This window comes from Paenibacillus sp. FSL R10-2748, from assembly GCF_038005565.1.
Lineage (GTDB): Bacteria > Bacillota > Bacilli > Paenibacillales > Paenibacillaceae > Paenibacillus > Paenibacillus polymyxa_B.
Genome location: NZ_JBBOTK010000001.1, coordinates 735,062 through 759,268, shown reverse-complemented (window position 1 = coordinate 759,268; position 24,207 = coordinate 735,062). Strand labels below are relative to the sequence as shown.

Genomic DNA, 24,207 nt, shown 5'->3' with positions numbered 1-24,207 from the left:
TAAATTCTGCCCGTTTGCTTTTATAATGAAAGTAAAAAATGTAAAAAAAGAATGGAGAACCTTGGGTTATGGAAGAAATTGCAGTACTTATAGTAGACGATGAGCAGGGGTTGCGGGATATGCTGACAACGGTGTTAAAAAAAGAAGGATTCCTTCAAGTCAAGCATGCTGCAACGGGTCGGGAAGCGCTGCAAGTCGTGATGGAATCTCATGTGGATGTGATTGTACTTGATGTTATGCTGCCTGATAACGATGGGTTTGAGGTGTGTCGTCAAATGCGTCTATATACGGATGCCCCTATTCTTTTTTTGACGGCAAGAGATACAGACCTAGACAAATTAATGGGGTTTGGTATCGGAGGGGACGATTATATTACCAAACCGTTTAACCCGCTGGAAGTCGTTGCGCGTATGAAAGCTCGAATGAAATATCGGAAAGTTTCGACAGTGGCCATGAAACCGACCTTACGCACTTTAGATTTTGGATATTTTCGTCTGGAACTGGAATCCGGTGTATTGTATGTGGAGGACAAGCAGGTCGATTGTCCGGCACGTGAATGGCTACTGCTGGTATTTCTGTGCAAGCATCCTAACCGTATTTTCAGTGTACGGCAGCTTTATGAGGCGATATGGAGCGAGGCCTTCTTGGGTGATGAGAAGACTGTAGTGATTCATATCTCCCGTTTGCGGAAAAAAATAGAACCTGATCCCAAGCACCCGCAATTTTTAATCAATGTAAGAGGACTTGGTTATAAAATGATGTCAGTCAAGATGGAGGAGCAAGAATGAACTCTCTGGTTAAGATGTCCTTTCGTTTTATGAAAGTAACATTATGCTTTGTACTGGCCTATGTTCTATGTTTTGTTATTTGCACGATCTTATATATTTTTATAAAAAGTATATTTGGAGCATCTCAAAATATAAATATTGATCTATTCTGGACAGGACTTGGTATCGTGCAGAGTGTTGTGTTCATAGCTGCCTACGGATGGTATATAGGCAAACCTTTGGTGTATGTAATTAAATGGATTGGAAATATTGCGACAGGGGAATTCCAAGCGCCGCTAAGTGAACTGGAACTGCCAGAGGGCAAAAAAAATCAGAAAAATAGTTATAAACCTCCGTATCAATTGTATAAAGAAGTTTTTGAACAAATGAACATCTTATCGGCTCAATTGCGCAGCAATGAGGAAGAGAGAGTGGAATTAGAGAAACGAAAACAGCAGTGGGTAGCAGGTGTAAGCCATGATCTCAAAACACCATTATCTTATATTGAAGGATATGCGGCTATGCTAACTGCTCAAGAGTATGACTGGTCTGATGAAGAAAGAAGAAGCTTTAGTATGGGTATCAGTGAGAAAGTGACGGAAATGAAGCAGTTGATTCAGGATTTGAATGCTTCTATGCAGCTTAAGGAAGGTCCATTGCCAATCCAATTGGAGAAGGAGGACATTGTGGAGTTTCTCCGTAGTACAGTCATAGATATCGCTAACCATCCTTCAGCCGAGCAATACGAATTTTCTTTTACGTCAATGGACGCGGCATGTATTATGCCCTTCGATAGTAAATTATTAGGCAGAGCGCTGCAGAATTTTTTGATTAATGCTATCATTCATAATCCTCCAGGTACACACGTTTCCATGGAAGTAAGCAAAGCGAACGATAAGCTTCATATTTCTATCGAAGACGACGGAATAGGAATGAATTCCAATGAGTACATGCAGGTATCTCATTCCCAAGGGCATGGAATACCTATTGCCAAAAGCTTTATTGAGGCGCATAACGGAACGCTTCATATCCTTTCAGGCAGTAAAGCGGGTACTAGGATGGAGATTTCACTGCCGCTAAACATCTAACTTTTTAACATTTGATCTCACATTTTGCAGTTTGCTCGGTTTTTTTGCCTGTTGTTTAGGGACTGTTTACCTGATGTTTACTTTACTTCAGTAAACTGTATGTAACTTAAGCTTCAGCATTAGAAGTCGAGAGGAGATCAGGAAATGTCTGAATATGTAATACATACACAGCAGCTAACTAGGCGTTTTGGAAAACGGGAATTTGTAAAACGAATAAATCTCCAGGTACCCGGACAGCAGATTTATGGATTTTTAGGACCTAATGGAGCGGGTAAAACAACCACGATTCGTATGCTACTTGGGCTGATTAAATCCACATCCGGGGAAATTGAGATTTTCGGGAAAAAGCTGAAGGATCAGCGTATGGAAATATTGAAGGATATTGGTTCCTTGGTTGAATCACCTGCCTATTATGCCCATTTATCCGCATATCGAAATTTAGAAATCGTTACAACCATGCGTGGACTGCCGACCCGAAGAATTCATGAAGTGCTGGATTTAGTGAGATTAACCAAGGATGCGTATCGTCCGGTAAAGGGATATTCCTTGGGGATGCGACAAAGACTGGGGATTGCTATGGCGCTTATTGCCAACCCCAAATTATTGATACTTGATGAACCGACGAATGGTTTGGACCCGTCTGGTATTCAGGAAATTCGGGAGTTAATTATGAGCCTCCCTGGCGCTTACGGAATGACGGTACTGGTTTCGAGCCATTTATTAAGCGAAATTGAGCAGATTGCAACCTATGTAGGAATTATTAATCAGGGTGAAATGATCTTCCAGGGAACGATGAAGGAACTCACCGCCAAAAGCAAGCCTCAATTATTCATTGAAACCCCAGATCCTGTTCTGGCTGCCGGTGCACTGATTCAGCATGGGTGGACGGCCGGGGCTGAATCGATTGAACAAAATGAGGTCGTGACTCCTATTGTAGATCGGCAACAATCTTCGGAGATGATCAAGGTGCTTGTGGAACACAATCATCCCATTTATCGGGTCACAGAGAAGAAAAAAACATTGGAGGAGATATTCCTGGAACTGACAGGTAAGGAGCGAAGCTTATGATACTCCGGGTTATAAAGGCAGAGGGGCTTAAGCTGAAGAAAATATGCTGGTGGATTCCTCTTATACAGGGGTGTGTACTTACAGGCATGACTGCTGTGGAATGGTATCTTTACTTTCGGCAAGGACCGGGAGGTGTCTACGCTGGTTTTGCCGTTATGTTTATGTTCCTTTCGTTTGTGATGCTGCTTGGCGGTACACTTTTGGCGAGTATTATGGCCGGTACAGAGCATGATACTCAAACATGGAAGCAGCTTATGGCCATGCCTGTTCCCAGAAGTTATATCTATTTATCCAAAATCGTATGGATTGTGATTCTGCAGTTGGGTACCGCCTTGATCACTGTAGCAGGTATGAGCCTCATCTGGGTGTTATATACAAACGAACCCATTCCTTGGCGGATCATGTTGTTACAGCCGATTAATGCAAGCTTGGCTACCCTACCAGTACTTGCAATTCAACTTTGGCTGTCTACGCTTTTCACTAATCAGGCATTCCCATTAGCGTTTGGTATATTCGGTTCAATTGCAAGCTTGTTTTTGGCACGCACAAGTATTCTGTGGATTAAAATATTGCCTTGGTCGTACCCTGCATTATCAAGTCCTCTGATGAAGGAACACATGATTTGGGTGATCGTTGCTTTAAGTGCAGGAGTCATCTTTACGGGACTTGGTACACTACAGTTTACCAAGCATGAATTCAAATAGAGAGGAAAAGATACATGGGCTCTATTTTACGCGTGGAGACAATAAAGCTTCAATGGATCATGGTTTGGATTCTCATTATATTGGATGCGATCATAAATTCTTTAATGGGAGTCCTGGAACTGAATGATTTGAAGCAGTTTTTTTCACCCAGTTGGTTAACTTTATATACTTATTCAGCGCAATTTCACTCTATGTTTTTTTATCCGCTCTATTGTGGAATTATTGCTTCTCTTTTGTGTGCGTACGAGCACCGGGATGGAGGATGGAAGATTTTATTGAGCAGCCCGTATCCTCGTCAGCAAATTTATTATGCAAAATATATATTGCTCATTCTCATACTGGGTCTGGATCAGCTTATATTTATAGTAGGCTATTTTGTAAGTGGAAATATAGCAGGTGCTCCAGGAGAGATCCCTTGGTCTGTCGTTCTTTCTACCGGTTTGGGAGGGTGGCTCGGGATTTTTCCCCTGGCAGCACTACAGCTTATGCTCTCGATAAAAATTCGGAATTTTGGAGCTTCTCTGGGAATGTCCATTTGTTGTGTGGTTCCTAATATTGTTATAACAGGCTTTCACTCTTCCATAGGTGCGTGGTTTCCTTTTACGATTCCTTATTATATTATGATGCCGCAAACAGCGACTTATGCACCCAGAGTTGAGCCTTACAGTCTCGGACTGATTGTCATTTTTACGTTTTTAGCCTATCTGTATGGTGGAAGAAAGATGTTTGTGAATAGGGACTGGTTGTAGTTAGGATAGCATGAGGATGTAATCCCAACCATTATTTTAATGGAGGAGGGCAAAATTGTGGAAGCAGGTAGTCATGAACACTTAATGGATATAGACGGAGTGTATGCAGAAATGTTTAGGCTGCAAGCCTCCTCGTATCTTTCACAACGAGAACGTGGTTTTGAGGAAGGAGATCTGTCGCCCTCGTTAGTAAGGACGACAGGTGGAGCCTAAGAAAGGACAGATGCCCTCCTATTGTAGGAGGGTAATTTTTTTCTTCACCACAAAAGTCGAATTACAGCCATACTCACAATACCGACAACGACGGTAGCCAGCAGGTTTTTGCTCCACAAGGCGGTCACTAGCGTAGGAAGAACAGCCATAAGCACTTGCCCATTAAGAGTGACTGAGGTTTCGGTTCGAACGAGCAGATTTTCCATCACGAGGGCCGTGAATATGCAGATGGGAATATAGGAAAGCCATTGTAGCACTGGCTTGGGTAGCGCCAGCCTTTGCAGCACGACAAAGGGAATGATCCTTGGAATCGCCGTGACAATCATGGCACCGATAATGATATACAGGACATTGGGATTAATGTTCATTTGTCGGTTAACACTCCAATCGTTGCGGTGATCATGGTCGCTATAATGACGGCGATATGTGATGGCACCCACCAGGCCAAAAGGTACATCAGAACAGCCATACATAGCACAAGCAGCAGACGATGCTTGAGTTTGGAGGTCTGGACACTTTGGAGCTGGGAAATGAGCAGGGCAAGAAACATCGCTGGCAAGGCAAAGTCCAGACCAAAAGCCTCCGGCCGGGAAATCCAGTTCCCGAGAACCCCTCCCGCTACACAGGATGCAATCCAGGCGAGATAAGCTGTAATATTAAGCCCGTTCATCCAGCGGTCACTGACCTGCCCGCCTTTAGCCAATTTATCCGACGCTACTCCAAAGGATTCGTCCGTCAAAAGAACACCGATGCCTATGTTTTTCCACAATGAATATTTAGAAAAGTAAGGAGCCAGCGACGCACTTAACAGCAGATGACGAGCATTCACAATGAAAGTCGTTAAAATAATGACGGATGGAGGACTGGCTGCAGCCAGCATCGAGCACATGATAAACTGGGAGGCTCCTGCGTATACAAGCGCCGACATGAAGGCAATTTCCATGGTGCTAACCCCTGATGAAGCGCCCACAATGCCTGCCGCGAACCCAATACATACATAACCGAGCAATGTAGGAATACAATCTTTAACCCCTTGTAAAAAGCTGAGTGAATCGTGCTTCGTTCCGCTCAACTCCGAAGCTATGGACATTTTAACCTTACCCCCAGTGTATAAATTTTATAATAGTATATAACGTAAGTTGTAAAGTATCAATATATTATACGTTTGTATGTTATGTTGAATAGTTCCTGCAGGAGAATTGCTCTTAAAAAGCTGTTTTACTGTTGACAACCCAATGAAGGCTATGTACTTACCAAAAAGGTTCGGTCGTGTTCCGGTTCCAGACGATTTGGCAGCAGCCAGTCATCCAAAAGTGGTGTTCAAATGTGCTCCCGATGAGCTCTTCGAAATGGAAAATGAGCAAGAACTGATGATGAATCAAAGCAGCTCGGATGTGTTCATACAAGGGCTGTTTTGACTGAATGGGGAACTCGTAAAAAAAGGGCGTCCCAGTCAGTTCATGACTTATGGGACAACCCTAAGGTGGTGATTTATATAAGCTCCTGCCGCTTTTTCAGATATCCGTAGAGAATAATTCCCGAGATCGCGCAGATGGCTGCGCATAGACCGATAACTCCATATCCCGCCTGAAGTCCGCGCAGTATGCCAAGCTCAGTGGTTGCGCCGTAGACTATCTTGACCCCTTCGATTACCCAGCCGATCACATAGTTGCCAATGACACTACCTATGCCCATCAGCGTGACGACGAACGTAATAGCTGTATCACTGTCCTTCGGATATCTCCTTGCTATGAACGCCATCACGGTCGGATAGATCATTGCAATACCTGCACCCGATACGGCAAAGAGAAACGCCAGTCTCTCTCCACCCGCGATTGCTGCGAACGTACATATCGCTGAGAAGGCGGAGAATAGAATCGTCGAAAGCACGAACCCCATCCGGTCTGTGAGTGGACCAAGCAACAGGCGCCCCAACGAGAAGGTAAGAAAGAACGCTGAGAGCATGCTGGACGCCTTCACCGTGTTCCATGAATACGCTTTCTCTAAAAAGTTGACCAGCCAGCCCCCAACTGCGAGCTCAGAGACTACTCCAAACGACAGGATCATTACCATCATCCAGAGTGCTGGATCGCGGGTTAGCGTCTTGAGTGAGGTTCGATCCTCATGCTGCAAATCGTCTCCCGGGAAGGTGCTGAGCAGTGCGGCCACAATCGGCAGCAAGCAGAGCGACAACATAGCCAGATACATCCCCCGCCAGTCCAGCATATGTCCAAATACCGTCAGTGACATGACTCCCGTCGCCAGCAAAGGGGCGACTGTTGAGCTGAGCCCATAGAAAAAGTGGGACAAATTCATCATCGTGCCGGTATTTTTCACAAAAATCCTCGCCCCCAAAATTGCGAGCGCAATCTCCAGCATGCCGTTCCCGATATACATCAAGAAGTAGGACGAGGCGAAGAACGGATACGTGTGCGACAGATAGATGAACACTCCCGAGATGATCATGGAAGCAAAGGAAATGATGCTGACCGCCTTGATTCCCCACTTACGGACAAGGACAGCGGTGAACGAGCAGGCAATCAAATAACCAAGTGCGTTTAGAGACAACAATGTTCCGAGCTGCTGTTCATCCAGATTGAAGTCGAATTGGATGCGTGGAATGGCAGGGCCTTTAATATTTTCCGAGATGCCAAATACAATAAAGCCAATAAAAATTGTCGCCAGCTGCATCGTATACATGTGGCGGGACTTGCGGGTTTGCAGATTCAAATTTAGTCCCTCCTAGATAGCCAAACTTGATTTTCTCACCTGTTGGGTGTTCAGGGACGGAAAAGTCATAGGATAGCAGCCCTCCTTCAGGATATTACAATAGTTTTGAAAAAAGTTTTAATAAGTGAAAAGTTTAAGGACATTTATATTCAATGTCAAATGTTTTTATTGCATGTTGAAGTAAGCGAGGAACCTGACCATATTACAATTACAGTAAATTGTAGCATGTCTACTTCCCGTTTAAGCTTTGTATTACCTTGATCGGCTACACTTAATTTACTGTGGATAATAAGTCATGCATCCAAAATTGCAAAAGATAAATGATATTTTACGATACAGTCTATATATAGCGAACACACAGTCTTTTGTGTATTCTTCTTATATAGACTTTTGGATACAAGGAGGCATCGTCCGTGGATTCAATGCAGCATATTATTGGCTCTAATTTGGCTCAAATCAGGAAGACTAGAGGATTAAGTTTGGATAAGGTGGCTGAACTGACAGGGGTCAGCAAAGGGATGCTGGCTCAGATTGAGAAGGGGAAATCCAATCCTACGGTAACAACCCTTTGGAAAATTGCGAACGGTTTGCATGTATCCTTCTCCACCTTTCTCAAAGAAGATCCGCCGCAAATCACGAAGATTCGGAGGGAAGACCTGCATCCGGTTATTGATGAGGACGGTAACTATTTTGTTTACCCTGTATTCCCGTATCACGCTGAAAAGAAGTTTGAGGTGTTCACGGTAAGTCTGAAGCCAGGTTTTACACACCAGGCAGAGAAGCATTTGGGGGAGGAAACGATTCTCATGATCCGTGGGGAAATGTACTTTGAAATGCAGGGGCAACAGCTCAAGCTGAGTGCAGGGGATGCCGTGCAATTTCAAGTATCTGACATACATACCTACCGAAATGATTCGGATGAGGATGCCGATTTTTATGTATTGATTTATTATGCGGATTAGTGGGATGATTAGCATAGTCTAAAACAGGCTTCCACATCATGATTTTGCAAAATCCTGAGATATAAAAAGAGAGCAACGAGGAAAAGAGAGGAAAGAATCCATGGAAAGCAAGTACATCCGAGAAACCTACTGCTTCAAGACGTCCCGAGTATTTCCCAACGATATCAACAATCATAACACGCTCTTCGGCGGCCGATTAATGTCGTATATCGACGATATCGCATCTATTGCAGCTGCTAAGCTGTGTCGTACGAACACAGTTACAGCCTCTACGGATTCGGTGGATTTTTTGCTACCTATCCATCCGAGTGATTCTGTCACGCTAGAAGCGTTCGTAACCTGGACAGGCCGTAGCTCGATGGAGGTGTTCGTAAAGGTAATTCGTGAAGGACTGATGACTGGCGACCGGAAAATCGCAGCCACCGCCTTCCTGACCTTTGTGGCATTGGACGAGAACAACCGTAAAGTGACCGTCCCGCAGGTGATTCCAGAAACAGAAGAGCAGTTACAATTGCACCAGACGGCTCCATCACGCGCAGCCATACGGCGTCAGCGGAGAGAAGAAAGTAAGCAGCTGGCTAGTTTTTTGACAACAGATTATCCGTGGGAACTGTAACGTACTAGAGATTATCAATTTCATCGTTTTACGTAAAAAGGAGCCGTCTTTTCCGTTAGCAGTCACCATGATCTGCTCGGAATACGGCTCCTTTTGAAAATAACTTGAGCTATTCTACCTTAACTACACGGAAATGCTGATTCGTTCCACCATTATCGCCCCATTGAATGGCTTTGGCTCCATCGGCGGTGGCGCCTTCAGAAATATCGATCAGCTTGCCGGTTGCCCGATTTTTCAGCTTGTAATAACCACCGGTTACGGATACTAATTGCCAATGCTGACTGGACCAGCCTCCGTCACTCCACTGCTCAATAACTGTACCGTCTGTTGTGGTACCGCTTTCAACACCAATTAGCTTTCCGCTGTTGCGGTTCACAATTTTATAATATCCGCTGCCTGCATCCTTGAGCTGCCATTGCTGGTTTGCTGCTCCGGAATTTGCACGCTGCTCCAGGTCTGCACCGTCCGTCGTTGCATTGCCAATAATGCTTAGTGGCTTATTGCTCTTGCGATTCACTAGCTGATAATAGGCATCCGGATCAATGGCAATTGATGTTGTTATCCCCTCGACCGCACCACTGGCGGTGTCAATATTAATGCTGTCGAACCAATCCATGGCTAATGAAGTCGCTGTTGGAAAACGCAGTGGCAGCCATACATATTGAGAATCCTGCACAGGACCGCTCCACGCACCCGCCCAACGGTCGCCCAAATACAGGTATGAAGTTGTCTGGGCACCTTCAACAGGAATCACGTAAGCCGACTGTGAACCATATGTCGTACCGTCCCCGAAGTTTATCGTATTACTCCAGGTTCCTTCAATGCTGGATGCGGTAGCATACTTGGCTTGATTGGGATTCCAGCCGGTTGCCCCGGATGTAATCAGGAAGTAGACGTCTCCTTTTTTGAACATCGCCGGAGCTTCACGATATTGTCCTGGCCAAAGTGTAGTCACCAGCGATTCAACTTGCAGAAAATCCGGTGTCAGACGATAGATGTTCAGATCCGCGTTTACCCGGGTAGCCGAAATCAGGTAAGCTGTACCGTTATCGTTGTAGACGGTCATATCGCGCGAATCGTAATCCAGAGGACGGAAGCTGCCCTGATACGTGTAATCGCCGTCCACGGTATCGGAAGAAGCAACAGCCACTCGGGCCTCGTTGTAATTAACCCCATTCTCCTTATGCATCCATAATACGTATTTACGTGTTTTTTCATTGTAAATCACTTTCGGACGTTCAATATTCGAAACATTCAGCTCCACAGCGGAGCTGCTGGTCAGTACATTTTTACGAAACTCCCAGTTTTTTAAATCAGAGGAACGGTAGGCGGATACCGCCTTGAACGTGCCGTTGGGATTACGATTTTCACCAAACCAATAATAGTAACCGTCTACTTTAATCATACCACCCCCATGGGCATGGACCACGTTTCCATCTGTATCTTTAAACTGAATGCCATTCACAACATTCGCTGAAGCGGCTGAAGCGATCTTAGGAGAAAACATCTGAAAAATGCTCAACGTCAGCAAAATAGAGAGCATAATACACAGCAAGCGGGCAAAATCATATTTCATTGTTTCGTCCTCCTCTGTATGCGTTATTTTAAAGCGCTTTCATTAATAGGCTCTATGAAGTAGTTTTAATAGAGATGCTTATCCCAATTGTATCCATATTGAATTGAAAGTGCTAGAGTAGTATATTGACCATGTACACGGCACACGCCATCCATATCTAACAGACTTCAATCGAACGGTGAGTGTTACAAACTGGCTGATATTCATTAGATATACAGGAGGCAACCATGAAAATATACGCGATTGATACGAGCAAGCCGGAAGCTGAGGAGCATTACGAATTACTGGTAAATCGGGTTTCGCTGGAAAAGCAGCACAAGTTAGATCGTTTTTTACATCGGGAAGATGCTTTGAGGGGCTTATATGCCGATGTGCTGCTAAGATGGTTGGCCTGCCGGCAATTGAAGGTATCTAATGCTAGTCTTCAATTTACATACAATGCATTCGGTAAGCCTTCCTTGATAAATGCACCCGCATTCCATTTTAATGTTTCTCACTCGGGAAAATGGGTGGTGTGCGCTATTGATGATCACCCGCTTGGAATCGACATTGAACAGCTCCGTCCTATTGATTTTGAGGTAGGTAGAGTGTGCTTTTCGGACACAGAGTATGATGCGTTAATGCGTCAGGATGCAGACAACCGCTTATCGTATTTTTACGATCTATGGACGCTTAAAGAAAGCTTTGTGAAGGCCGAGGGGCAGGGACTAACTCTACCGTTGAAGTCTTTTTCATTCGAGCTGAAGGCACAACCGTTCATAGGCTTCACGACAGAGGGCTTTACCACCGAGTATTGTCATTTTAAGCAGTATGAGCTGGATCAGGATTATAAAATGGCTGTCTGTGCAGCTCATGACCAATTTGCCCAGCAGGTGCAGCAGATAGATATAAATACACTACGCTTGGAAGTGGCGACACAGGCGTAATATGAAGTGGATATGCGTATAGTTGAAAAAAGGAGATGAGTGGCGTTGACATTCGTTTTGTTCAAGCACGGCCGGTTGCATGGGGATTGGGCTTCCAAAGGAGACTCCATCGTTGTACAGCAGGGTCGGATACAAGCCATCGGATATGCTCGGGAGCTTGAATTGCAGTTGACCGGTAAGGAATATGAAACTGTGGATTGGGAAGACGCCTATGTACTGCCAGGCTTAACTGATTCACATATGCATTTGTCTATGCATGGTATGAAGCTGGCTATGCTGGATTTAACATCAGCTACCTCCAAGGAAGAGATGCTGGCTATGCTGCGCAAACGGGTCGCTGTAACACCGCCGGGAGAGTGGATTTTAGGACTTAACTGGAATGAAAATGCGTTTATTCCTGTTGAAATTCCAGGTATAGCCGAGCTGGATGCCATTACAGATCAGCATCCGGTATATCTCACTCGTACGTGCTTTCATACGTTCTTGGCCAATTCAGAGGCATTTCGGCGTGCGGGTATTAGCGAGGACACCCCTGACCCGGCTTCGGGAGCCTATGGACGAGACGCACATGGACGGTTGAACGGATTGATTTATGAGGAAGCATCCTTTGCCTTTACTAGCGTGCAGCCAGAGCCGGATTATTCGGTTAAGAAGGATACGATTCGGCGGGCTTGCCTGGATGCGCTACGGCTTGGTCTAACTGCTGCGCACACGGAAGATTTACGTTTTTTGGGCAGCGTGGAGACGATGCAGCGAATTTACAGGGAGCTGAGGGAAGAAGGTCTTGCTTTTCGCACACATCAGCTCATCTATCATCCCTTTATGGAAGAAGCGAAAGTGCAAGGGCTGCGTGCAGGTACCGGAAATGAGTGGTTTAAAATCGGTGCGATTAAAATGTTTGCCGATGGCGCTATTGGTGGAAGAACGGCATTATTGTCAGAACCTTATAGTGATGCTCCACATACCCGCGGAATGGCGATTCAACCGCAGCCAGAGCTGAATCAGATGGTGGCAGCTGCCAGGGCCGCAGGCTTTCCAGTGGCTGTACATGCTATAGGGGATGGGGCAGCGCACATGATTTTGACAGCGATGGAGGCCCATGTGCTCACGGAGGAAAGCGGTTTGCCAGATCGCCTGATCCATGGACAGGTGCTTAGGAGGGGTTTGGTCAAGAGAATGGCGAAGCTGCCGCTGATTGCGGACATCCAGCCCCGTTTTGTCGCAAGTGACTTCCCTTGGGTACTGGATCGGGTTGGGAAAGAACGGACTGAATATTTATATGCCTGGAAAAAACTGCTGGAAGCAGGCATTCCATGTGCTGGAGGTAGTGACGCGCCGATTGAGCCGTTAAACCCTTTTCTTGGTATTCATGCGGCAGTGACTCGCGCCAAGCCGGAAGAAATGCATGAGGGCTATCTTCCCGCTGAAAAGCTGGATGTACATGAAGCCATTCGTCTGTTTACCACAGGAAGCGCAGTAGCAGCCGGGGAAGCTGATGAAAGAGGGGCGATAGCTGAAGGGAAAGCCGCTGACTTTACAGTCATTGACCGTGATGTATCGGAAAGCCCGCAAGCTTTACTTGATGTTAAGGTACGAATGACAGTTGTAAACGGGAAAGTTGCATATCGGTCATAGGCTGGTGCTAAGTACGTATGCAAAAAGCCTTCAACTTCACTTTTTACGTGAAGTTGAAGGCTTTTTATTTTATAAACCACGCTGTATGAATCGGTCTGCGTTTGTCACACTGGACCACAGATCAGAGCTGGCTCCGCCCGGATACCAGTAGGCGAAGCCAGCAAACCCAGCATCCTGCCCCAAGCGATACTTACGAGTGAAGGATCGTCCTTCCTCAAGCCAAAGCTTATGAAGCTGTGTGTCTTTGTAAGACACGGTATACTGCTGAATATCCTCATTCCAGATTGGTTTGGAAACGGAACGGGATACTAGCTGGTTTTGCTGATCTAGTGATATATCAGAGGAAGCGATTGAATGTCCGCTAGCATTAAGAGTCCAGTTCCGTGTAAATAATGGCAACGCCAAGATCGCTTTCTCCGGATAGGTGGTTTGTACGAAACGCCGCACGCTTTCACGGAGCCATGGCAATGAGGACACAGAGCCGGGGATCGAGCTACCTCCCCAATGCTCGTCATATCCCATCAGGATCAGATAGTCTGCCGCAGCGCCAAGCTGTTTATAATCAAAGGCGGCAGTCCAGTCCGTTCCATAATCAGGAGATACACAAATCGCCAGTACCGTATTCTGACTCTTCAACTTAGCTTTTAATTGTTGGACGAACAATGTTAAATTGGCACGATCCTGACCATCTACATTTTCAAAATCAATGACAAGTCCGTTCAAACCGTATACAGATACGGCATTGGCAAGCTGAGTTATAGTTTTATTCCGTAGAACCTCACTGGATAGAATTTGGTGCGTCAGCACCAGATTGGAACGGTTGCCTACCATAGCCCAGATATTTTTATGATGCTGTTTGGCCCAGGTAAGCAGCGACGCATTGGTATAGTCGCTTATACTACCTGTTTCATTTAGAAAAAACCAACGTGGTGACAGGGTGTTGATGTTGGATTGGAGCACCGTATTTTCAAACTGCTGAACGGTTTGATCATATTGCCAGCCTAGTCGGATGGAAGAAGCCGTGGAAGCAGTTTGGTTAGCATGCTTTGTTGAATACGTTAGCAGACGCTCCAGCAATGCCGCTGTTTCTTCGCGGGTTAGAGAGGATGCTGGACGAAAATAGTTACTTTCACCTTTCATAAAGCCGTAACGATTTACGGTGGTTACCGCATCAAGAGCCCAATCTGCAATTTCCCCAGTATCTGTGAAGGAGGAAGTAGCATTTCCTGATCCGCCCGAAGAACGGATGAGACGTGCGATCATCAAGGCCGCTTCTTGACGGGTTATAGGACTATTAGGTTGGAATGTGGCAGACGTTCCCCCCTGAACGATATTGAGTTGAGAAGCCGCTTCAATCCATCCATAGTACCACGTCTTTTGGGCAACATCTCGGTAGGAGGAAACGGCTGCTTGTACAGGCTCCAGACCGAGTGTACGGTCCAGTGCGGTAACCCATTCGGCTCTGGTAACAGCCTTTTTAGGAGAGAAGTAACCAGGTTGTGTACCGTTCAAAATTCCTTTAGCGTGCAGGGAAATAATAGACTGATAGGCATAGCTGTGTGCAATATCTTGGAACGTAGCGCCGGATGATGCTGCTGCTGGAGCAGCTAAGTATGAAGTGAATGTTGTGAATATTGTGATGGCTGCAGTTGCTGAAAGGGTGAGCCTGGTTAACCAACGTGATCGTTTGGAACTCATACCAAATAACCTTCTTTTTTATGATAGATTGTAGATTCATATATCGTTACTCGACGAATAATACTATCAAAAAGAGGAAAGTTATTCATTGCTAAATTGCTGGAAAAACACCAAAAAACCCGCTACCTATGCGGCAACGGGTTTGATATTGGATAAACTATGCTTTTTTGGCATACATAATACCGATAGTCTGTGGACCACAATGACTGGAAATGACACAGCCTGCTGTAGTTAGCAGTACCTCTTGTGCGTTCGTTTCTTCTTTCAAGCGAGCTTGCAACATCAGCGCATCTTCCTCGGCCAAAGCGTGCACGACAATAATGATATCGTTATCCATCTGATCTCGTTGATTCAGAGCGTTTTGCAGCATCTGATCCAGTGCTTTTTCACGTTTGCCGCGGACTTTGTAGGCAGGCGTCATTTTTCCGTCAATCACTTTGATCACCGGACGAATTTTGAGCAGACTGCCGATCAGGTTTTGCATGCCTGAGCATCTTCCGCCTTTATACAGGTATTCAAGTGTATCAATGACAAATTCCGTGTCTATTAACGGCCTGGTTTTCGTCAACATGTCTACAATCTGCTCTATCGTATTGCCGTTGGCTGCCGCACGAGCAGCTTTCATCACAAGCAGGCCAAAGCCGCACGACAAATTCAAGGAATCAAAAACCGTAATGCGGCCTTCCGGAAATTCGGAGGCAGCGAGTAGCGCATTCTGGTACGTCGATGATAGCTCGGAAGACAGACTGATATATAAAATGTCGTCCCCTTGTTCTATGTAGGGCGCAAAGGCTTGAATAAAATCCGACGGAGAAGGTGCGGCGGTACGCGGTAAATGTCCCTCGCGGCTTACACGTTGAAATAATTGTTCTGGGTGAATGTTTACACCATCCTGCAATGCCTCATCACCAAATACTGTATACAATGGCACAATACTAATTTCGTACTGTTGACGCCAGTGAGCAGGAATATCACTGGTACTGTCGGCAAAAATTTTAATTTTGTTCATACATTGAATCCTCTCTGTGTGATGCAGAAAAATTATAAAGATTGCACGGAGGAAGGATAGATATCCGCTGTGCTATTCGGAACGGAAAGACCGATGGCAAGAAGTGCAATAAAGCCCACAATAATAAGTGCATTAATGATTAAGCCTGTAATAGCAAAGGTTTTCTTACGGTTTTTTAACGCAATTCCAATGATACCGACCACAAGTCCGCTACAATTCAGCAACAGGCTGCCTAAAAAAATAAAAGGAAGCAGTACCGTTCCGGTTTGCTGCAGAGCGACTTCCGGGTTCATCGTTTGGTATTGGCCGAAATGAGCCAGCAGATTAATAACCATAATAGCCAGAATAATATATCCGATCAGGCTGACAAGCGACATAATAAAAGAAGCAATTCCGGGACCGGAATGTTTGAGCTTGACCGGAGGCTGGAACACAGGAGTTTCTGAAAAAACAGGGTGCTCCTCAGGCGCAGCAGGCTTTTGCAAATTAGGATCTTGGTAACTCATTTTTTCAACTCCTTGAACATAGTCCGAACAGGTACTAATTTTCCACAAAATAAACAAAAAAGCAAGCCACCCTACACATTACCCTTCAAAAGACAGGGTCTAATCATCCAATTCTGTATGCGGTCTGTTCACACACGCTGGCTGGTAAACTTCATACGGTTTCGATAAAATAAGAAGAACATTCGGTTAAAAGGATGAGATGAAAAGGAGTACACAAACATGCAACGAAAATGGATATTTGTGGGATCTATAATGATGATGTTGGCGGTAGCCATTGGAGCGTTCGGGGCACATATTGTGAAAGCCCGGATCGACGCGGATGCTTTGGCCGTGTATGAAACAGGTGTGAAATATCATATGATTCACGCTGTCGGTTTGCTGATCATTGCGTTGGCTGCTGGACAGTGGGGTTCTTCCAACCGTTTGAGATGGGCAGCGCGTCTGTTATTAACGGGTATCATTTTGTTTTCCGGCAGCTTGTATGTGCTAAGTTTGACCGGAATCCGTGTGCTGGGGGCTATCACCCCCTTAGGAGGCGTGTGTTTTATTGCAGGATGGATATTGCTGGCATGGGCTGCCATGGGTCTGAAGAAAGAGGATTAGAGTTCTTTTCGGATAATGCAAAAAAAAAGAGAAGGGGCAAGAAAGACGTCATGTTTTTCCTGCCCGTTCTCTTTTTTTTGCTTCGTTTTTTTATGAAGTATTTACATTTACGATGTGATTTCATCGATCTCATTCATTTTAAAGGAGTACACTTGCTTCTCATCTACATGATACACACTCAGCAGGCTATTATCATGATCCAGATTGAGGATGCGGCAAGGGATGCTACGCTGTCCGCCATAGCGGTTCACGATTAACCGTACAAGCGTATTATCTTGTATATAGCGTTTGATCCATTCATACGTACTAAGTTCTTGTTGTGTTGCAGGCTTTGGCTGTACGTGGGATTGTTTGATCTCTTGAACGACTGGCGGCTTGTTCGTAACTGCGGCTGACTTCTTTTTGGAGAACTTTTCCGCAAGCGTAGCAGCTGCGTCAGACGGGTTATTACTGGCTGACTGTTTTTTTAGATACAGTGCAGCTTCGATTAAATTCCCAAGTTCAATACCGGATTGAATCCGGCTATCCGCAATGTGTTCGTTTTGGCTCAAGAGATTAAGCAGGAACTGAAGGGCCTCTACGTTCGAACGGCCTTTAACTAATACATCTACATTAAATAAATAACTGGTTTCGTCTTGATTTGATTCCTTTTTCATACATCCTCCAGCCCAAGCCATGGGTAATTAGTCTTTTATAGTACCTATCAATATATCATTAAAACGTAATCTATCATAGTGCCTAAGGCCCTGTTGTTGGATATTAACAAAAATAAAATCTATATAAAGCCCTATGTGTAAAATTTTAATGGAGTACACCGGAATTGTACATTTTTGCATGTGTACACGAATGAGGTCAGTATGTGAGCACTAGATATAGATAAGCAAAGCCAGAGTTACATATACAGAGAATAAAGGAGGTAGGGGGTGAAATCAAGTAGTTTAAATTTTAAACATGTTACAGTGGGAAAATATAACGAAGCAGTATCATCCATCCAGAAGAAAAGTAAAATCCCCCTTAACGAAAGGGGGATGGGGCATATCAAAAACATGATATATTATAGTAATCGCAATTAAAGTAAATTTTATTTCGATCAAAATGGGATTCGTTGTGATCGAATAAGGTAGTCATGTTCGACTGCCCAACTCACAAGACCACTCCAGAAATCTTCACAGGCTGAAATGATCTTCGCTGGTTCAGCTAAATCTCCGGACATCACCAACTTAACTACATGATCAAATCCTTCTGGACGACTCGGCAGTTCCAGGGCCTCCGGTAGAACCATTGAACCCGTTGAGAAAAGCTTCTGATTGTGCAACCCAACTAACATAGCCCCATATTGGGCAAACTGCATTACCAAGTACGGCAAGTAGGTATGAGGGCCATTTACACGGACATTTCTAAGCTTTCCTATAAACTCGTACATTTCACCTACAAGCACTTCGTTGATGGCATGCCTGAAATCTTCCTTTGTTGGGGATTCGGCAGCTTCCTTTAATATAGAAAAAAAGTTTTTAGGATCATACAGACGAAGTGGGGAAAAGAAGGGTCCATGTGTCAATGGCCAATCGCCCTCAACAGTAGAGGCAATTTTAAGAAGAATGTCTGAACTACAGACGTTCACCTCAGCTTTCCAGGGCCCCGCCGACCATTCATGGCTAAATTCTACGGGGCCGTTTGGTTCACTTAGTACACAAAACATTTCAATGTCCGAGAAAGGGCCGTCAGTACCTTTGGCAACAGATCCATAGATCCCTATAGCCAGAATTTTGTCTCTGTATACTTCATGTAACCTCGCAGCTATTTCGTGGCAAGTCTGAAGTCTCTCACTTCGAGAAATGTTGACAGGTCCATTCATGTCCATTAGTGATCTCCCTCTATTTCCTACGGTCTAAGTGACTTGTCCAATTTACGGATTTGCCATTCAGCGAGGGTTTAATTTCACTTGTGAGCCCTTGCCGCCCGTCTGGATTCCAGTATCCTTCACTCCGGCTTCCTTCAGATCGACTAGTAGCCGCTCTAGTACAGCTTTGGCGAAAGGTGCTTCTTTTGCACCAGACGCTTTAACGACCAACTGCACCGGTTTGCCGGAACGCAGATGTTTGTCTGCCTGACGCAGCTTCGTGTCGTAATCATGCTCCTCAATATGAGCAGTGAAGCGAAGCTCCTTGACCTTTTCTTTGCCGCTGTTTTTTGCGGTTCGGCCGACATTCGTTTTGCTTGCTGCGGCTTCTTTTTGCGCAAGCGCTTTTCCTTTGCCCTTTGCGACCAAGCTACAGGGCGGTGGACTGCTCATCAGTGAGGTGCAGACCAGGTCCACCCCTTTGGATCGGGCCATAGCCAAGGCTTCTGACTTCGAGACAACGCCGAGCTTCTCCCCTGCGAGTCCAGTGAGTACCACTTCGTCAGCTTTAATTTGCTCGTTGATTAATACTGCCACGTAAATGTAGCCTCCCTTAAACAATGATAAAGCTATCATATACGGAACCCGTTTGCGATTCAATTTTAGATCTATCCGTATTGACAAAAGTCACTAAGCCCTATACTCTTTTACTGATAATGATTATCATTTTCCAATGCAATATACATACAGGGGTGATTGAGAGAAATGAAAAAGATGTTGAATAGCCTATTGTTATTTGTAGTATTTACTATTGTATTGGCGGGCTGCGGTGCAGCTGGGGATAGCTCGAAGACGGAAGGTACTGCTGGGTCTGAGCAGACATCTACTACGGCTGGTCCGGTTACGGTTAAGGACGACCACGGGGAAGTCAAGCTGGACAAGCCAGCGGAACGTGTCGTTGTACTCGAATGGACGTTTACCGAGGACCTCATTGCACTTGGCGTACAGCCTGTCGGCAATGCGGACAATGAAAACTACAAGCTGTGGGTAACACCGGAGGCAAAGCTGGCTGATACCGTAACTGATATCGGCACACGGGGCGAACCGAATCTAGAAGCGATTGCGGCGCTCAAGCCAGATCTTATTATCTCTAACGCCGATAACAATGCAGCGATCTATGCACAGCTTAAGGGGATTGCACCGACGATAGAATTCGATCCTTACAAGGGGAACGGCTATGATTACGACCGTATGGTCGAAATTTTCAAGCAAGTCGCTGTGGCTACCGGAAAAACGGAACAGGCTGATAAGGTCCTAAGCGAACTTGACCAGCACTATGTAGATGCAAAGGCTACATTGGAGAAGGCAGGCAAAGCAGACTTTCACTATGCGCTGACACAAGCCTTTACAGCTCAAAATGCTGCCAGTCTGCGAATGTTCAAAGAAAATTCGGTTGTAGTGGGAACGCTTGCGAAAATCGGCATGGTGAACGACTGGAAGTCGGACAAGACCGAGAAATACGGGTTTAGCACCGTTGGCATTGAAGCTCTTCCAGCTGTGCAGGACAGCAATTTTATCTATATTACGCAAAAGACGGACGATGTATTTGGAGCCGCGATGAAGAACAACTCGGTATGGAACGGACTGAACTTTGTCAAAGAAAAACGGACCTACCCACTGGACGGTACAACATGGACGTTCGGCGGCCCAATCTCATCCAAAGTGCTGGTTGATCAAGTAGTCGGAGCTCTGACGAAATGACCCGAACAGGCACAACGGGTTTATCGAAGACTTGGCGTGTAGGAAGCATTTTTGGGGGCGGATTGATCGTCCTCATCGTGCTTTTTTTTGTAAGCTTGTGTTATGGAGAGGCTTCAATCCCGCTGCATACAGTAATTGAGGCGTTGACCCAGCGTCAGAATACGCTCGATCATAACATGGTGTGGGATCTCCGAATGCCGCGTACGGTCATCGGAATCCTAGCAGGTGGTGCGCTGGCCATCGCCGGTGCTCTGCTCCAGGCCATCACCAAAAATCCGCTGGCGGCTTCTGATACACTAGGAATTAACGCCGGTGCCTACTTTGTGGTCGTCCTTGGCGCGGTGATGTTTCCCGGATTGCTGCATCAGGCGCCGTTTCTATTTGCCGCTGTCGGCGGCCTGCTTGCAGCGGTGCTGGCTTACTTCATGGGCGGGGGACGAGCTGGAAGTCCGATTCGGTTGGCGCTTGCCGGCTTGATTGTATCCATGGTTCTCGGTTCGTTTACCGGAGCTTTGCATATCTTTTATTCATTTGAAACGCAGGGATTGTTTCTCTGGGGTTCTGGCTCGCTTGTGCAAAACGATTGGAGCGGGACGACTTACGCCTGGCCATGGGTCGTAGGACTCTCGGTCATTGCCGTTCTGCTGTCAAGACAGTTTGATGTCCTGGATCTGGATGAGTCCACATCCACGTCGCTCGGACAAAAGGTTAGCTTGACCCGGGCGGTGGGAATTGTATTGGCTGTCCTGCTATCGACCATTACAGTCAGCGTCATTGGACCCATTGGTTTTGTGGGTCTGGTAGCTCCGCATTTGGTTCGCTTAAGCGGTCTAAAAATGCATCGTTGGGTGCTGCCCGGTTCCTTCCTGTGGGGGGCATTACTGTTGACTGGCGCTGACGTGCTGGCGAAAATGGTCCACCAATCAAGCATGGATCTGCCGACCGGAGCAATGATGGCCTTGATTGGGGCTCCTTGGTTAATTTGGTTGATTCTGTGGAAGATGAAGCTACCTTCTGGTATTAGTGGACAATCTTCAATGAACATAGGTGTGCGCTCTCGGAAATTACCGTATGGCAGGCTGGTCATGTTGCTTGGGTGCGGTGCCGTGCTGTTGACCGTATTCAGCCTGATGTTTGGAGGAATGCGAATTCCGGTCGGCGATCTATTGTCCGGCCTGTTCGGCGGTGAGAACGCAAATTCGGCCTTGCTGCAGTTTAGAATTCCGCGCACGCTGGTGGCAGCCGGGGCTGGTATCGCGCTTGCGGTCAGCGGTGTCTTGATCCAATTAGCTGTTCGTAATCCCTTAGCGGATGCCTCGATCATCGGTGTTTCTTCAGGGGCTGGTTTCGGCGCGCTTGCAGTGATTATCGTTTGGCCTGGGCTGCCTGTTTATATGCTGCCCATCGCGGCGATTGCCGGAGCGATGGTGTCAGCGGCGGTGATCTTCTTTTTATCATGGAACAAGCACCTAAACCCGTCTGTGGTCATCCTACTTGGGATTGCCGTATCAGCGATCGGAGCAGCTGGCATTCAGATACTGATTATCCAAGGTTCGCTTTGGGGCAGCACAGGCTATATTTGGCTGACGGGTAGTACCTACGCTCGAAACTGGGGGCAGGTGGCGACGATTCTGGCTTTTCTGCTCGTGTTGTTGCCAATAGCCTGGTGGCTAGCTCGCCGCTTCGATCTTTTGGTATTTGACGATAGCAGCGCCATGGGACTGGGACTTCCGGTGCGCCGCACCCGGCTGCTGGCCATGGCAGTGGGTGTGCTGCTGGCGGGCGGAGCGGTGGCCTGTGTGGGTACAGTTGGCTTCATCGGGCTGATTGCCCCGCATATCGTGCGTACGTTGATTGGGCACCATGTACGCCGCTCCATTGTTCTGTCGAGCATCTTGGGAGCGGTAATGCTGGTGCTGGCTGATACGATTGGCCGGACAGTGCTTGCGCCGACCGAAATTCCTTCTGGATTGCTGATCGCACTGATCGGTGCACCGTATTTCCTGTACTTGATGTATCGCTCCAATAAGAGTAAGTCAGTGTAGTTGAATATGTACACAAACAGGCTGTTTCCCAGCGGATTTTCTGTGGGGAAGCAGCCTTTATTATTAATTCTTCTACGTAGTCATTGGGCTTTATATTTACAAATCTAATAAAATAGATATAATGTTTTATATGGAACCGTCATTGATTTATAAAGCATTGTCAAACGAAACTCGTCGTCTAATTATGCTGTGGTTAAAAAAACCAGAAGAGTTTTTTGATGAACAGGCTTATCTAAAGCAAGGGCTTAATTTTCAAATTGGTGTATGTGTGGGAGATATACAGGCTAAAGCGGGACTTGCGCAGTCTGTGATTTCAAGTTATTTATTAACGATGCAAAAATCCGGTTTGTTAGAGTCTGAGCGTATTGGGAAGTGGACGTACTATCGTCGGAATGAAAAAACAATCCGGGAATTTGCAGAGTACGTTCAAAAGGAACTATAAACAGAAAGGAGGTTTTTTTTACATAACATATCTACAAATCTATATATATAATTAAATTGGAGGCTTATACTTAAAATGAAAAAGGTTAACCCGTTACTTATTATCATTCTGGCTTTAGGCGTATTCGGTATTATTACAACGGAAATGGGGATTATAGGCGTTCTTCCTCAAGTAACTCAAAAATTCAATGTATCAGCTGCCCAGGCTGGTTGGCTCGTCAGTATTTTTTCTTTAGTTGTAGCCATTTCAGGACCGTTCTTGACCTTACTCGTTTCCGGCATGAATCGTAAAGTCATTCTATTAACCGCTGTATTCAGTTTTGTCATTTCCAATATTGTCTATGCCTATACCACTCATTTTGAGGTCATGCTCATTTTTCGTGTTCTTCCTGCTATTTTTCATCCTGTCTTTTTTTCGGTCGCTCTCGTGACTGCATCTCATCTTGTCCCCCCTGAAAAGAGTAGTAAAGCGGTCACCAAGGTTTTCGCTGGAATTACAGTAGGATTTGCGTTTGGCGTGCCTTTGACTTCCTATCTTGCTGATAAGATATCGTTAGAAGCTGCTTTCTTATTTGGTGCTGTCGTAAGCATGATTGCATTTGTAGGAATACTCGTATGGCTTCCTTCCCTGCCAGTTCAGGAAAAGATGTCTTATGGCAAACAGCTTGGTATATTACGTAAACCTCAATTGTGGTTCAACATTGTGACTGTTATTTTTATCTTTGCAGCTATGTTTTCGGTGTATAGCTACTTTGCTGAATATCTTGGAGAAGTAACTCTTATGAACGGGTCATGGATCAGTATGATGTTGATGGTCTTTGGAATCGTCATGATTTTTGGAAACTTTTTATTTGGGGGATTATTACATAAAAATCTGACCAAGACTGTCATCATGTTCCCATTGCTATATATGGTCATTTACGTATTCACTTATGCTCTGGGGACTTCTTTCCTACCGATGATTGTGGTTGTGCTCATTTGGGGGGCCGTGCATTCCGGGGGGCTTATTATTAGTCAAACATGGTTAACCACTGAAGCGAAAGAAGCTCCAGAGTTTGGTAACAGCCTGTTTGTCTCATTTTCTAATCTAGGTATTACGATGGGAGCTGCTATAGGCGGCTGGTTTATCTCTCACTTGGGAATACACCAGCTCATCTGGAGCGGAATGATGTTTGCGCTGCTAGCGTTTTTATCTATGATTATAAAAATAAAATTGTTCAATTCGAATGCAACGGAAGTCAACGTGCGTTAAAATATGGAGAGACATTAG

At 45.6% G+C, this 24,207-nt stretch carries 26 protein-coding genes; 16 read left to right on the top strand and 10 right to left on the bottom strand.

Features of this window, described 5'->3' with window-relative positions:
• Positions 1–68: 68 nt before the first annotated feature.
• The 6 genes from NSS66_RS03605 to NSS66_RS03580 all read left to right on the top strand — a co-directional run bounded on the left by NSS66_RS03605 (position 69) and on the right by NSS66_RS03580 (position 4,589).
• Positions 69–788 carry a response regulator transcription factor gene (locus NSS66_RS03605; RefSeq protein ID WP_023987829.1) on the top strand — a complete coding sequence of 240 codons (720 nt, stop codon included), beginning with the start codon at positions 69–71 and terminating at the stop codon, positions 786–788.
• Positions 785–1,855: a sensor histidine kinase gene (locus NSS66_RS03600; RefSeq protein WP_069080729.1), complete on the top strand. Its 1,071-nt coding sequence runs from the start codon at positions 785–787 to the stop codon at positions 1,853–1,855. The genes NSS66_RS03605 and NSS66_RS03600 overlap by 4 nt, the downstream gene beginning before the upstream one ends.
• A gap of 144 nt (positions 1,856–1,999) precedes the next feature.
• The gene (locus NSS66_RS03595) at positions 2,000–2,923 is read left to right on the top strand and encodes an ABC transporter ATP-binding protein (RefSeq protein ID WP_023987831.1); all 924 of its coding nucleotides are present in this window, start codon (positions 2,000–2,002) and stop codon (positions 2,921–2,923) included.
• Positions 2,920–3,627, top strand: a complete 708-nt coding sequence (locus tag NSS66_RS03590) for an ABC transporter permease (RefSeq protein ID WP_023987832.1) — start codon at positions 2,920–2,922, stop codon at positions 3,625–3,627. The genes NSS66_RS03595 and NSS66_RS03590 overlap by 4 nt, the downstream gene beginning before the upstream one ends.
• A 14-nt stretch (positions 3,628–3,641) precedes the next feature.
• Positions 3,642–4,376, top strand: coding sequence for an ABC transporter permease (locus tag NSS66_RS03585; protein ID WP_013309463.1), 735 nt, complete (start codon positions 3,642–3,644; stop codon positions 4,374–4,376).
• A gap of 57 nt (positions 4,377–4,433) precedes the next feature.
• Positions 4,434–4,589, top strand: coding sequence for a hypothetical protein (locus NSS66_RS03580; protein ID WP_155613660.1), 156 nt, complete (start codon positions 4,434–4,436; stop codon positions 4,587–4,589).
• A 44-nt stretch (positions 4,590–4,633) separates the two neighbouring features.
• Here NSS66_RS03580 and NSS66_RS03575 read toward each other — a convergent pair whose 3' ends face one another.
• Positions 4,634–4,957, bottom strand: coding sequence for an AzlD domain-containing protein (locus NSS66_RS03575; RefSeq protein ID WP_023987839.1), 324 nt, complete (start codon positions 4,955–4,957; stop codon positions 4,634–4,636).
• Positions 4,954–5,679, bottom strand: coding sequence for an AzlC family ABC transporter permease (locus NSS66_RS03570; RefSeq protein ID WP_023987840.1), 726 nt, complete (start codon positions 5,677–5,679; stop codon positions 4,954–4,956). The genes NSS66_RS03575 and NSS66_RS03570 overlap by 4 nt, the downstream gene beginning before the upstream one ends.
• Positions 5,680–5,833: 154 nt before the next feature.
• Here NSS66_RS03570 and NSS66_RS03565 point away from each other — a divergent pair, with 154 nt between their 5' ends.
• Entirely contained in the window at positions 5,834–6,007 is a 174-nt protein-coding gene (locus tag NSS66_RS03565) for a hypothetical protein (RefSeq protein WP_160790889.1), read from the top strand.
• A 73-nt stretch (positions 6,008–6,080) separates the two neighbouring features.
• Here the strand turns inward: NSS66_RS03565 and NSS66_RS03560 are convergent, their stop codons facing one another.
• Entirely contained in the window at positions 6,081–7,319 is a 1,239-nt protein-coding gene (locus NSS66_RS03560; RefSeq protein WP_075153979.1) for an MFS transporter, read from the bottom strand.
• Positions 7,320–7,732: 413 nt separating this feature from the next.
• Between NSS66_RS03560 and NSS66_RS03555 the strand changes: the two genes are divergently transcribed.
• Both NSS66_RS03555 and NSS66_RS03550 read left to right on the top strand, forming a co-directional pair.
• Positions 7,733–8,281, top strand: coding sequence for a helix-turn-helix domain-containing protein (locus NSS66_RS03555; protein ID WP_023987843.1), 549 nt, complete (start codon positions 7,733–7,735; stop codon positions 8,279–8,281).
• 100 nt (positions 8,282–8,381) lie between these two features.
• Complete coding sequence (locus NSS66_RS03550) at positions 8,382–8,897, top strand: acyl-CoA thioesterase (protein ID WP_013309488.1); 516 nt, start codon at positions 8,382–8,384, stop codon at positions 8,895–8,897.
• A gap of 109 nt (positions 8,898–9,006) precedes the next feature.
• Here the strand turns inward: NSS66_RS03550 and NSS66_RS03545 are convergent, their stop codons facing one another.
• Entirely contained in the window at positions 9,007–10,473 is a 1,467-nt protein-coding gene (locus tag NSS66_RS03545) for an RICIN domain-containing protein (RefSeq protein ID WP_254347879.1), read from the bottom strand.
• A 227-nt stretch (positions 10,474–10,700) separates the two neighbouring features.
• Between NSS66_RS03545 and NSS66_RS03540 the strand changes: the two genes are divergently transcribed.
• Together NSS66_RS03540 and NSS66_RS03535 are read left to right on the top strand one after the other, a co-directional pair.
• Positions 10,701–11,399: a 4'-phosphopantetheinyl transferase family protein gene (locus NSS66_RS03540; protein WP_075153982.1), complete on the top strand. Its 699-nt coding sequence runs from the start codon at positions 10,701–10,703 to the stop codon at positions 11,397–11,399.
• 45 nt (positions 11,400–11,444) lie between these two features.
• Complete coding sequence (locus NSS66_RS03535; RefSeq protein ID WP_076158013.1) at positions 11,445–13,034, top strand: amidohydrolase; 1,590 nt, start codon at positions 11,445–11,447, stop codon at positions 13,032–13,034.
• Between the two features lie 69 nt (positions 13,035–13,103).
• Here the strand turns inward: NSS66_RS03535 and NSS66_RS03530 are convergent, their stop codons facing one another.
• From NSS66_RS03530 to NSS66_RS03520, 3 genes are all read right to left on the bottom strand, one after another.
• The gene (locus NSS66_RS03530; RefSeq protein ID WP_340958470.1) at positions 13,104–14,732 is read right to left on the bottom strand and encodes an S-layer homology domain-containing protein; all 1,629 of its coding nucleotides are present in this window, start codon (positions 14,730–14,732) and stop codon (positions 13,104–13,106) included.
• Between the two features lie 157 nt (positions 14,733–14,889).
• A complete protein-coding gene (locus NSS66_RS03525; RefSeq protein WP_053325058.1) occupies positions 14,890–15,741 on the bottom strand; it encodes a DegV family protein in 852 nt (283 codons plus the stop codon).
• 32 nt (positions 15,742–15,773) lie between these two features.
• A complete protein-coding gene (locus NSS66_RS03520) occupies positions 15,774–16,247 on the bottom strand; it encodes a hypothetical protein (protein ID WP_053325059.1) in 474 nt (157 codons plus the stop codon).
• 219 nt (positions 16,248–16,466) lie between these two features.
• Here NSS66_RS03520 and NSS66_RS03515 point away from each other — a divergent pair, with 219 nt between their 5' ends.
• Positions 16,467–16,850, top strand: a complete 384-nt coding sequence (locus NSS66_RS03515; protein WP_071640103.1) for a DUF423 domain-containing protein — start codon at positions 16,467–16,469, stop codon at positions 16,848–16,850.
• A 107-nt stretch (positions 16,851–16,957) separates the two neighbouring features.
• On the opposite strand, the gene NSS66_RS03510 is transcribed toward NSS66_RS03515, so the two are convergent.
• The 3 genes from NSS66_RS03510 to infC form a co-directional block, all read right to left on the bottom strand.
• The gene (locus NSS66_RS03510) at positions 16,958–17,506 is read right to left on the bottom strand and encodes a hypothetical protein (protein ID WP_023987852.1); all 549 of its coding nucleotides are present in this window, start codon (positions 17,504–17,506) and stop codon (positions 16,958–16,960) included.
• A 434-nt stretch (positions 17,507–17,940) separates the two neighbouring features.
• Entirely contained in the window at positions 17,941–18,711 is a 771-nt protein-coding gene (locus tag NSS66_RS03505) for an ANT(4')-I family aminoglycoside nucleotidyltransferase (RefSeq protein WP_340958469.1), read from the bottom strand.
• Between the two features lie 60 nt (positions 18,712–18,771).
• A complete protein-coding gene (infC, locus tag NSS66_RS03500; RefSeq protein WP_279831471.1) occupies positions 18,772–19,287 on the bottom strand; it encodes a translation initiation factor IF-3 in 516 nt (171 codons plus the stop codon).
• A gap of 168 nt (positions 19,288–19,455) precedes the next feature.
• Here infC and NSS66_RS03495 point away from each other — a divergent pair, with 168 nt between their 5' ends.
• The 4 genes from NSS66_RS03495 to NSS66_RS03480 all read left to right on the top strand — a co-directional run bounded on the left by NSS66_RS03495 (position 19,456) and on the right by NSS66_RS03480 (position 24,189).
• Positions 19,456–20,451 carry an ABC transporter substrate-binding protein gene (locus NSS66_RS03495; protein WP_023987856.1) on the top strand — a complete coding sequence of 332 codons (996 nt, stop codon included), beginning with the start codon at positions 19,456–19,458 and terminating at the stop codon, positions 20,449–20,451.
• Positions 20,448–22,496: an iron ABC transporter permease gene (locus NSS66_RS03490; protein WP_340958466.1), complete on the top strand. Its 2,049-nt coding sequence runs from the start codon at positions 20,448–20,450 to the stop codon at positions 22,494–22,496. The genes NSS66_RS03495 and NSS66_RS03490 overlap by 4 nt, the downstream gene beginning before the upstream one ends.
• 130 nt (positions 22,497–22,626) lie before the next feature.
• Entirely contained in the window at positions 22,627–22,938 is a 312-nt protein-coding gene (locus NSS66_RS03485) for an ArsR/SmtB family transcription factor (protein WP_023987858.1), read from the top strand.
• A gap of 75 nt (positions 22,939–23,013) precedes the next feature.
• Positions 23,014–24,189, top strand: coding sequence for an MFS transporter (locus tag NSS66_RS03480; RefSeq protein ID WP_279831463.1), 1,176 nt, complete (start codon positions 23,014–23,016; stop codon positions 24,187–24,189).
• Positions 24,190–24,207 lie beyond the last annotated feature (18 nt).

Coding starts and splice junctions, on each gene's coding strand:
- NSS66_RS03480 (WP_279831463.1), top strand. CDS start 23,014: ATGAAAAAGGTTAACCCGTTACTTATTATCATTCTGGCTTTAGGCGTA.
- NSS66_RS03530 (WP_340958470.1), bottom strand. CDS start 14,732: ATGAGTTCCAAACGATCACGTTGGTTAACCAGGCTCACCCTTTCAGCA.
- NSS66_RS03590 (WP_023987832.1), top strand. CDS start 2,920: ATGATACTCCGGGTTATAAAGGCAGAGGGGCTTAAGCTGAAGAAAATA.
- NSS66_RS03575 (WP_023987839.1), bottom strand. CDS start 4,957: ATGAACATTAATCCCAATGTCCTGTATATCATTATCGGTGCCATGATT.
- NSS66_RS03510 (WP_023987852.1), bottom strand. CDS start 17,506: ATGAAAAAGGAATCAAATCAAGACGAAACCAGTTATTTATTTAATGTA.
- NSS66_RS03595 (WP_023987831.1), top strand. CDS start 2,000: ATGTCTGAATATGTAATACATACACAGCAGCTAACTAGGCGTTTTGGA.
- NSS66_RS03605 (WP_023987829.1), top strand. CDS start 69: ATGGAAGAAATTGCAGTACTTATAGTAGACGATGAGCAGGGGTTGCGG.
- NSS66_RS03490 (WP_340958466.1), top strand. CDS start 20,448: ATGACCCGAACAGGCACAACGGGTTTATCGAAGACTTGGCGTGTAGGA.
- NSS66_RS03570 (WP_023987840.1), bottom strand. CDS start 5,679: ATGTCCATAGCTTCGGAGTTGAGCGGAACGAAGCACGATTCACTCAGC.
- NSS66_RS03485 (WP_023987858.1), top strand. CDS start 22,627: ATGGAACCGTCATTGATTTATAAAGCATTGTCAAACGAAACTCGTCGT.
- NSS66_RS03495 (WP_023987856.1), top strand. CDS start 19,456: ATGAAAAAGATGTTGAATAGCCTATTGTTATTTGTAGTATTTACTATT.
- NSS66_RS03600 (WP_069080729.1), top strand. CDS start 785: ATGAACTCTCTGGTTAAGATGTCCTTTCGTTTTATGAAAGTAACATTA.
- NSS66_RS03515 (WP_071640103.1), top strand. CDS start 16,467: ATGCAACGAAAATGGATATTTGTGGGATCTATAATGATGATGTTGGCG.
- NSS66_RS03550 (WP_013309488.1), top strand. CDS start 8,382: ATGGAAAGCAAGTACATCCGAGAAACCTACTGCTTCAAGACGTCCCGA.
- NSS66_RS03540 (WP_075153982.1), top strand. CDS start 10,701: ATGAAAATATACGCGATTGATACGAGCAAGCCGGAAGCTGAGGAGCAT.
- NSS66_RS03520 (WP_053325059.1), bottom strand. CDS start 16,247: ATGAGTTACCAAGATCCTAATTTGCAAAAGCCTGCTGCGCCTGAGGAG.
- NSS66_RS03545 (WP_254347879.1), bottom strand. CDS start 10,473: ATGAAATATGATTTTGCCCGCTTGCTGTGTATTATGCTCTCTATTTTG.
- NSS66_RS03565 (WP_160790889.1), top strand. CDS start 5,834: ATGTACTTACCAAAAAGGTTCGGTCGTGTTCCGGTTCCAGACGATTTG.
- NSS66_RS03525 (WP_053325058.1), bottom strand. CDS start 15,741: ATGAACAAAATTAAAATTTTTGCCGACAGTACCAGTGATATTCCTGCT.
- NSS66_RS03505 (WP_340958469.1), bottom strand. CDS start 18,711: ATGGACATGAATGGACCTGTCAACATTTCTCGAAGTGAGAGACTTCAG.
- NSS66_RS03585 (WP_013309463.1), top strand. CDS start 3,642: ATGGGCTCTATTTTACGCGTGGAGACAATAAAGCTTCAATGGATCATG.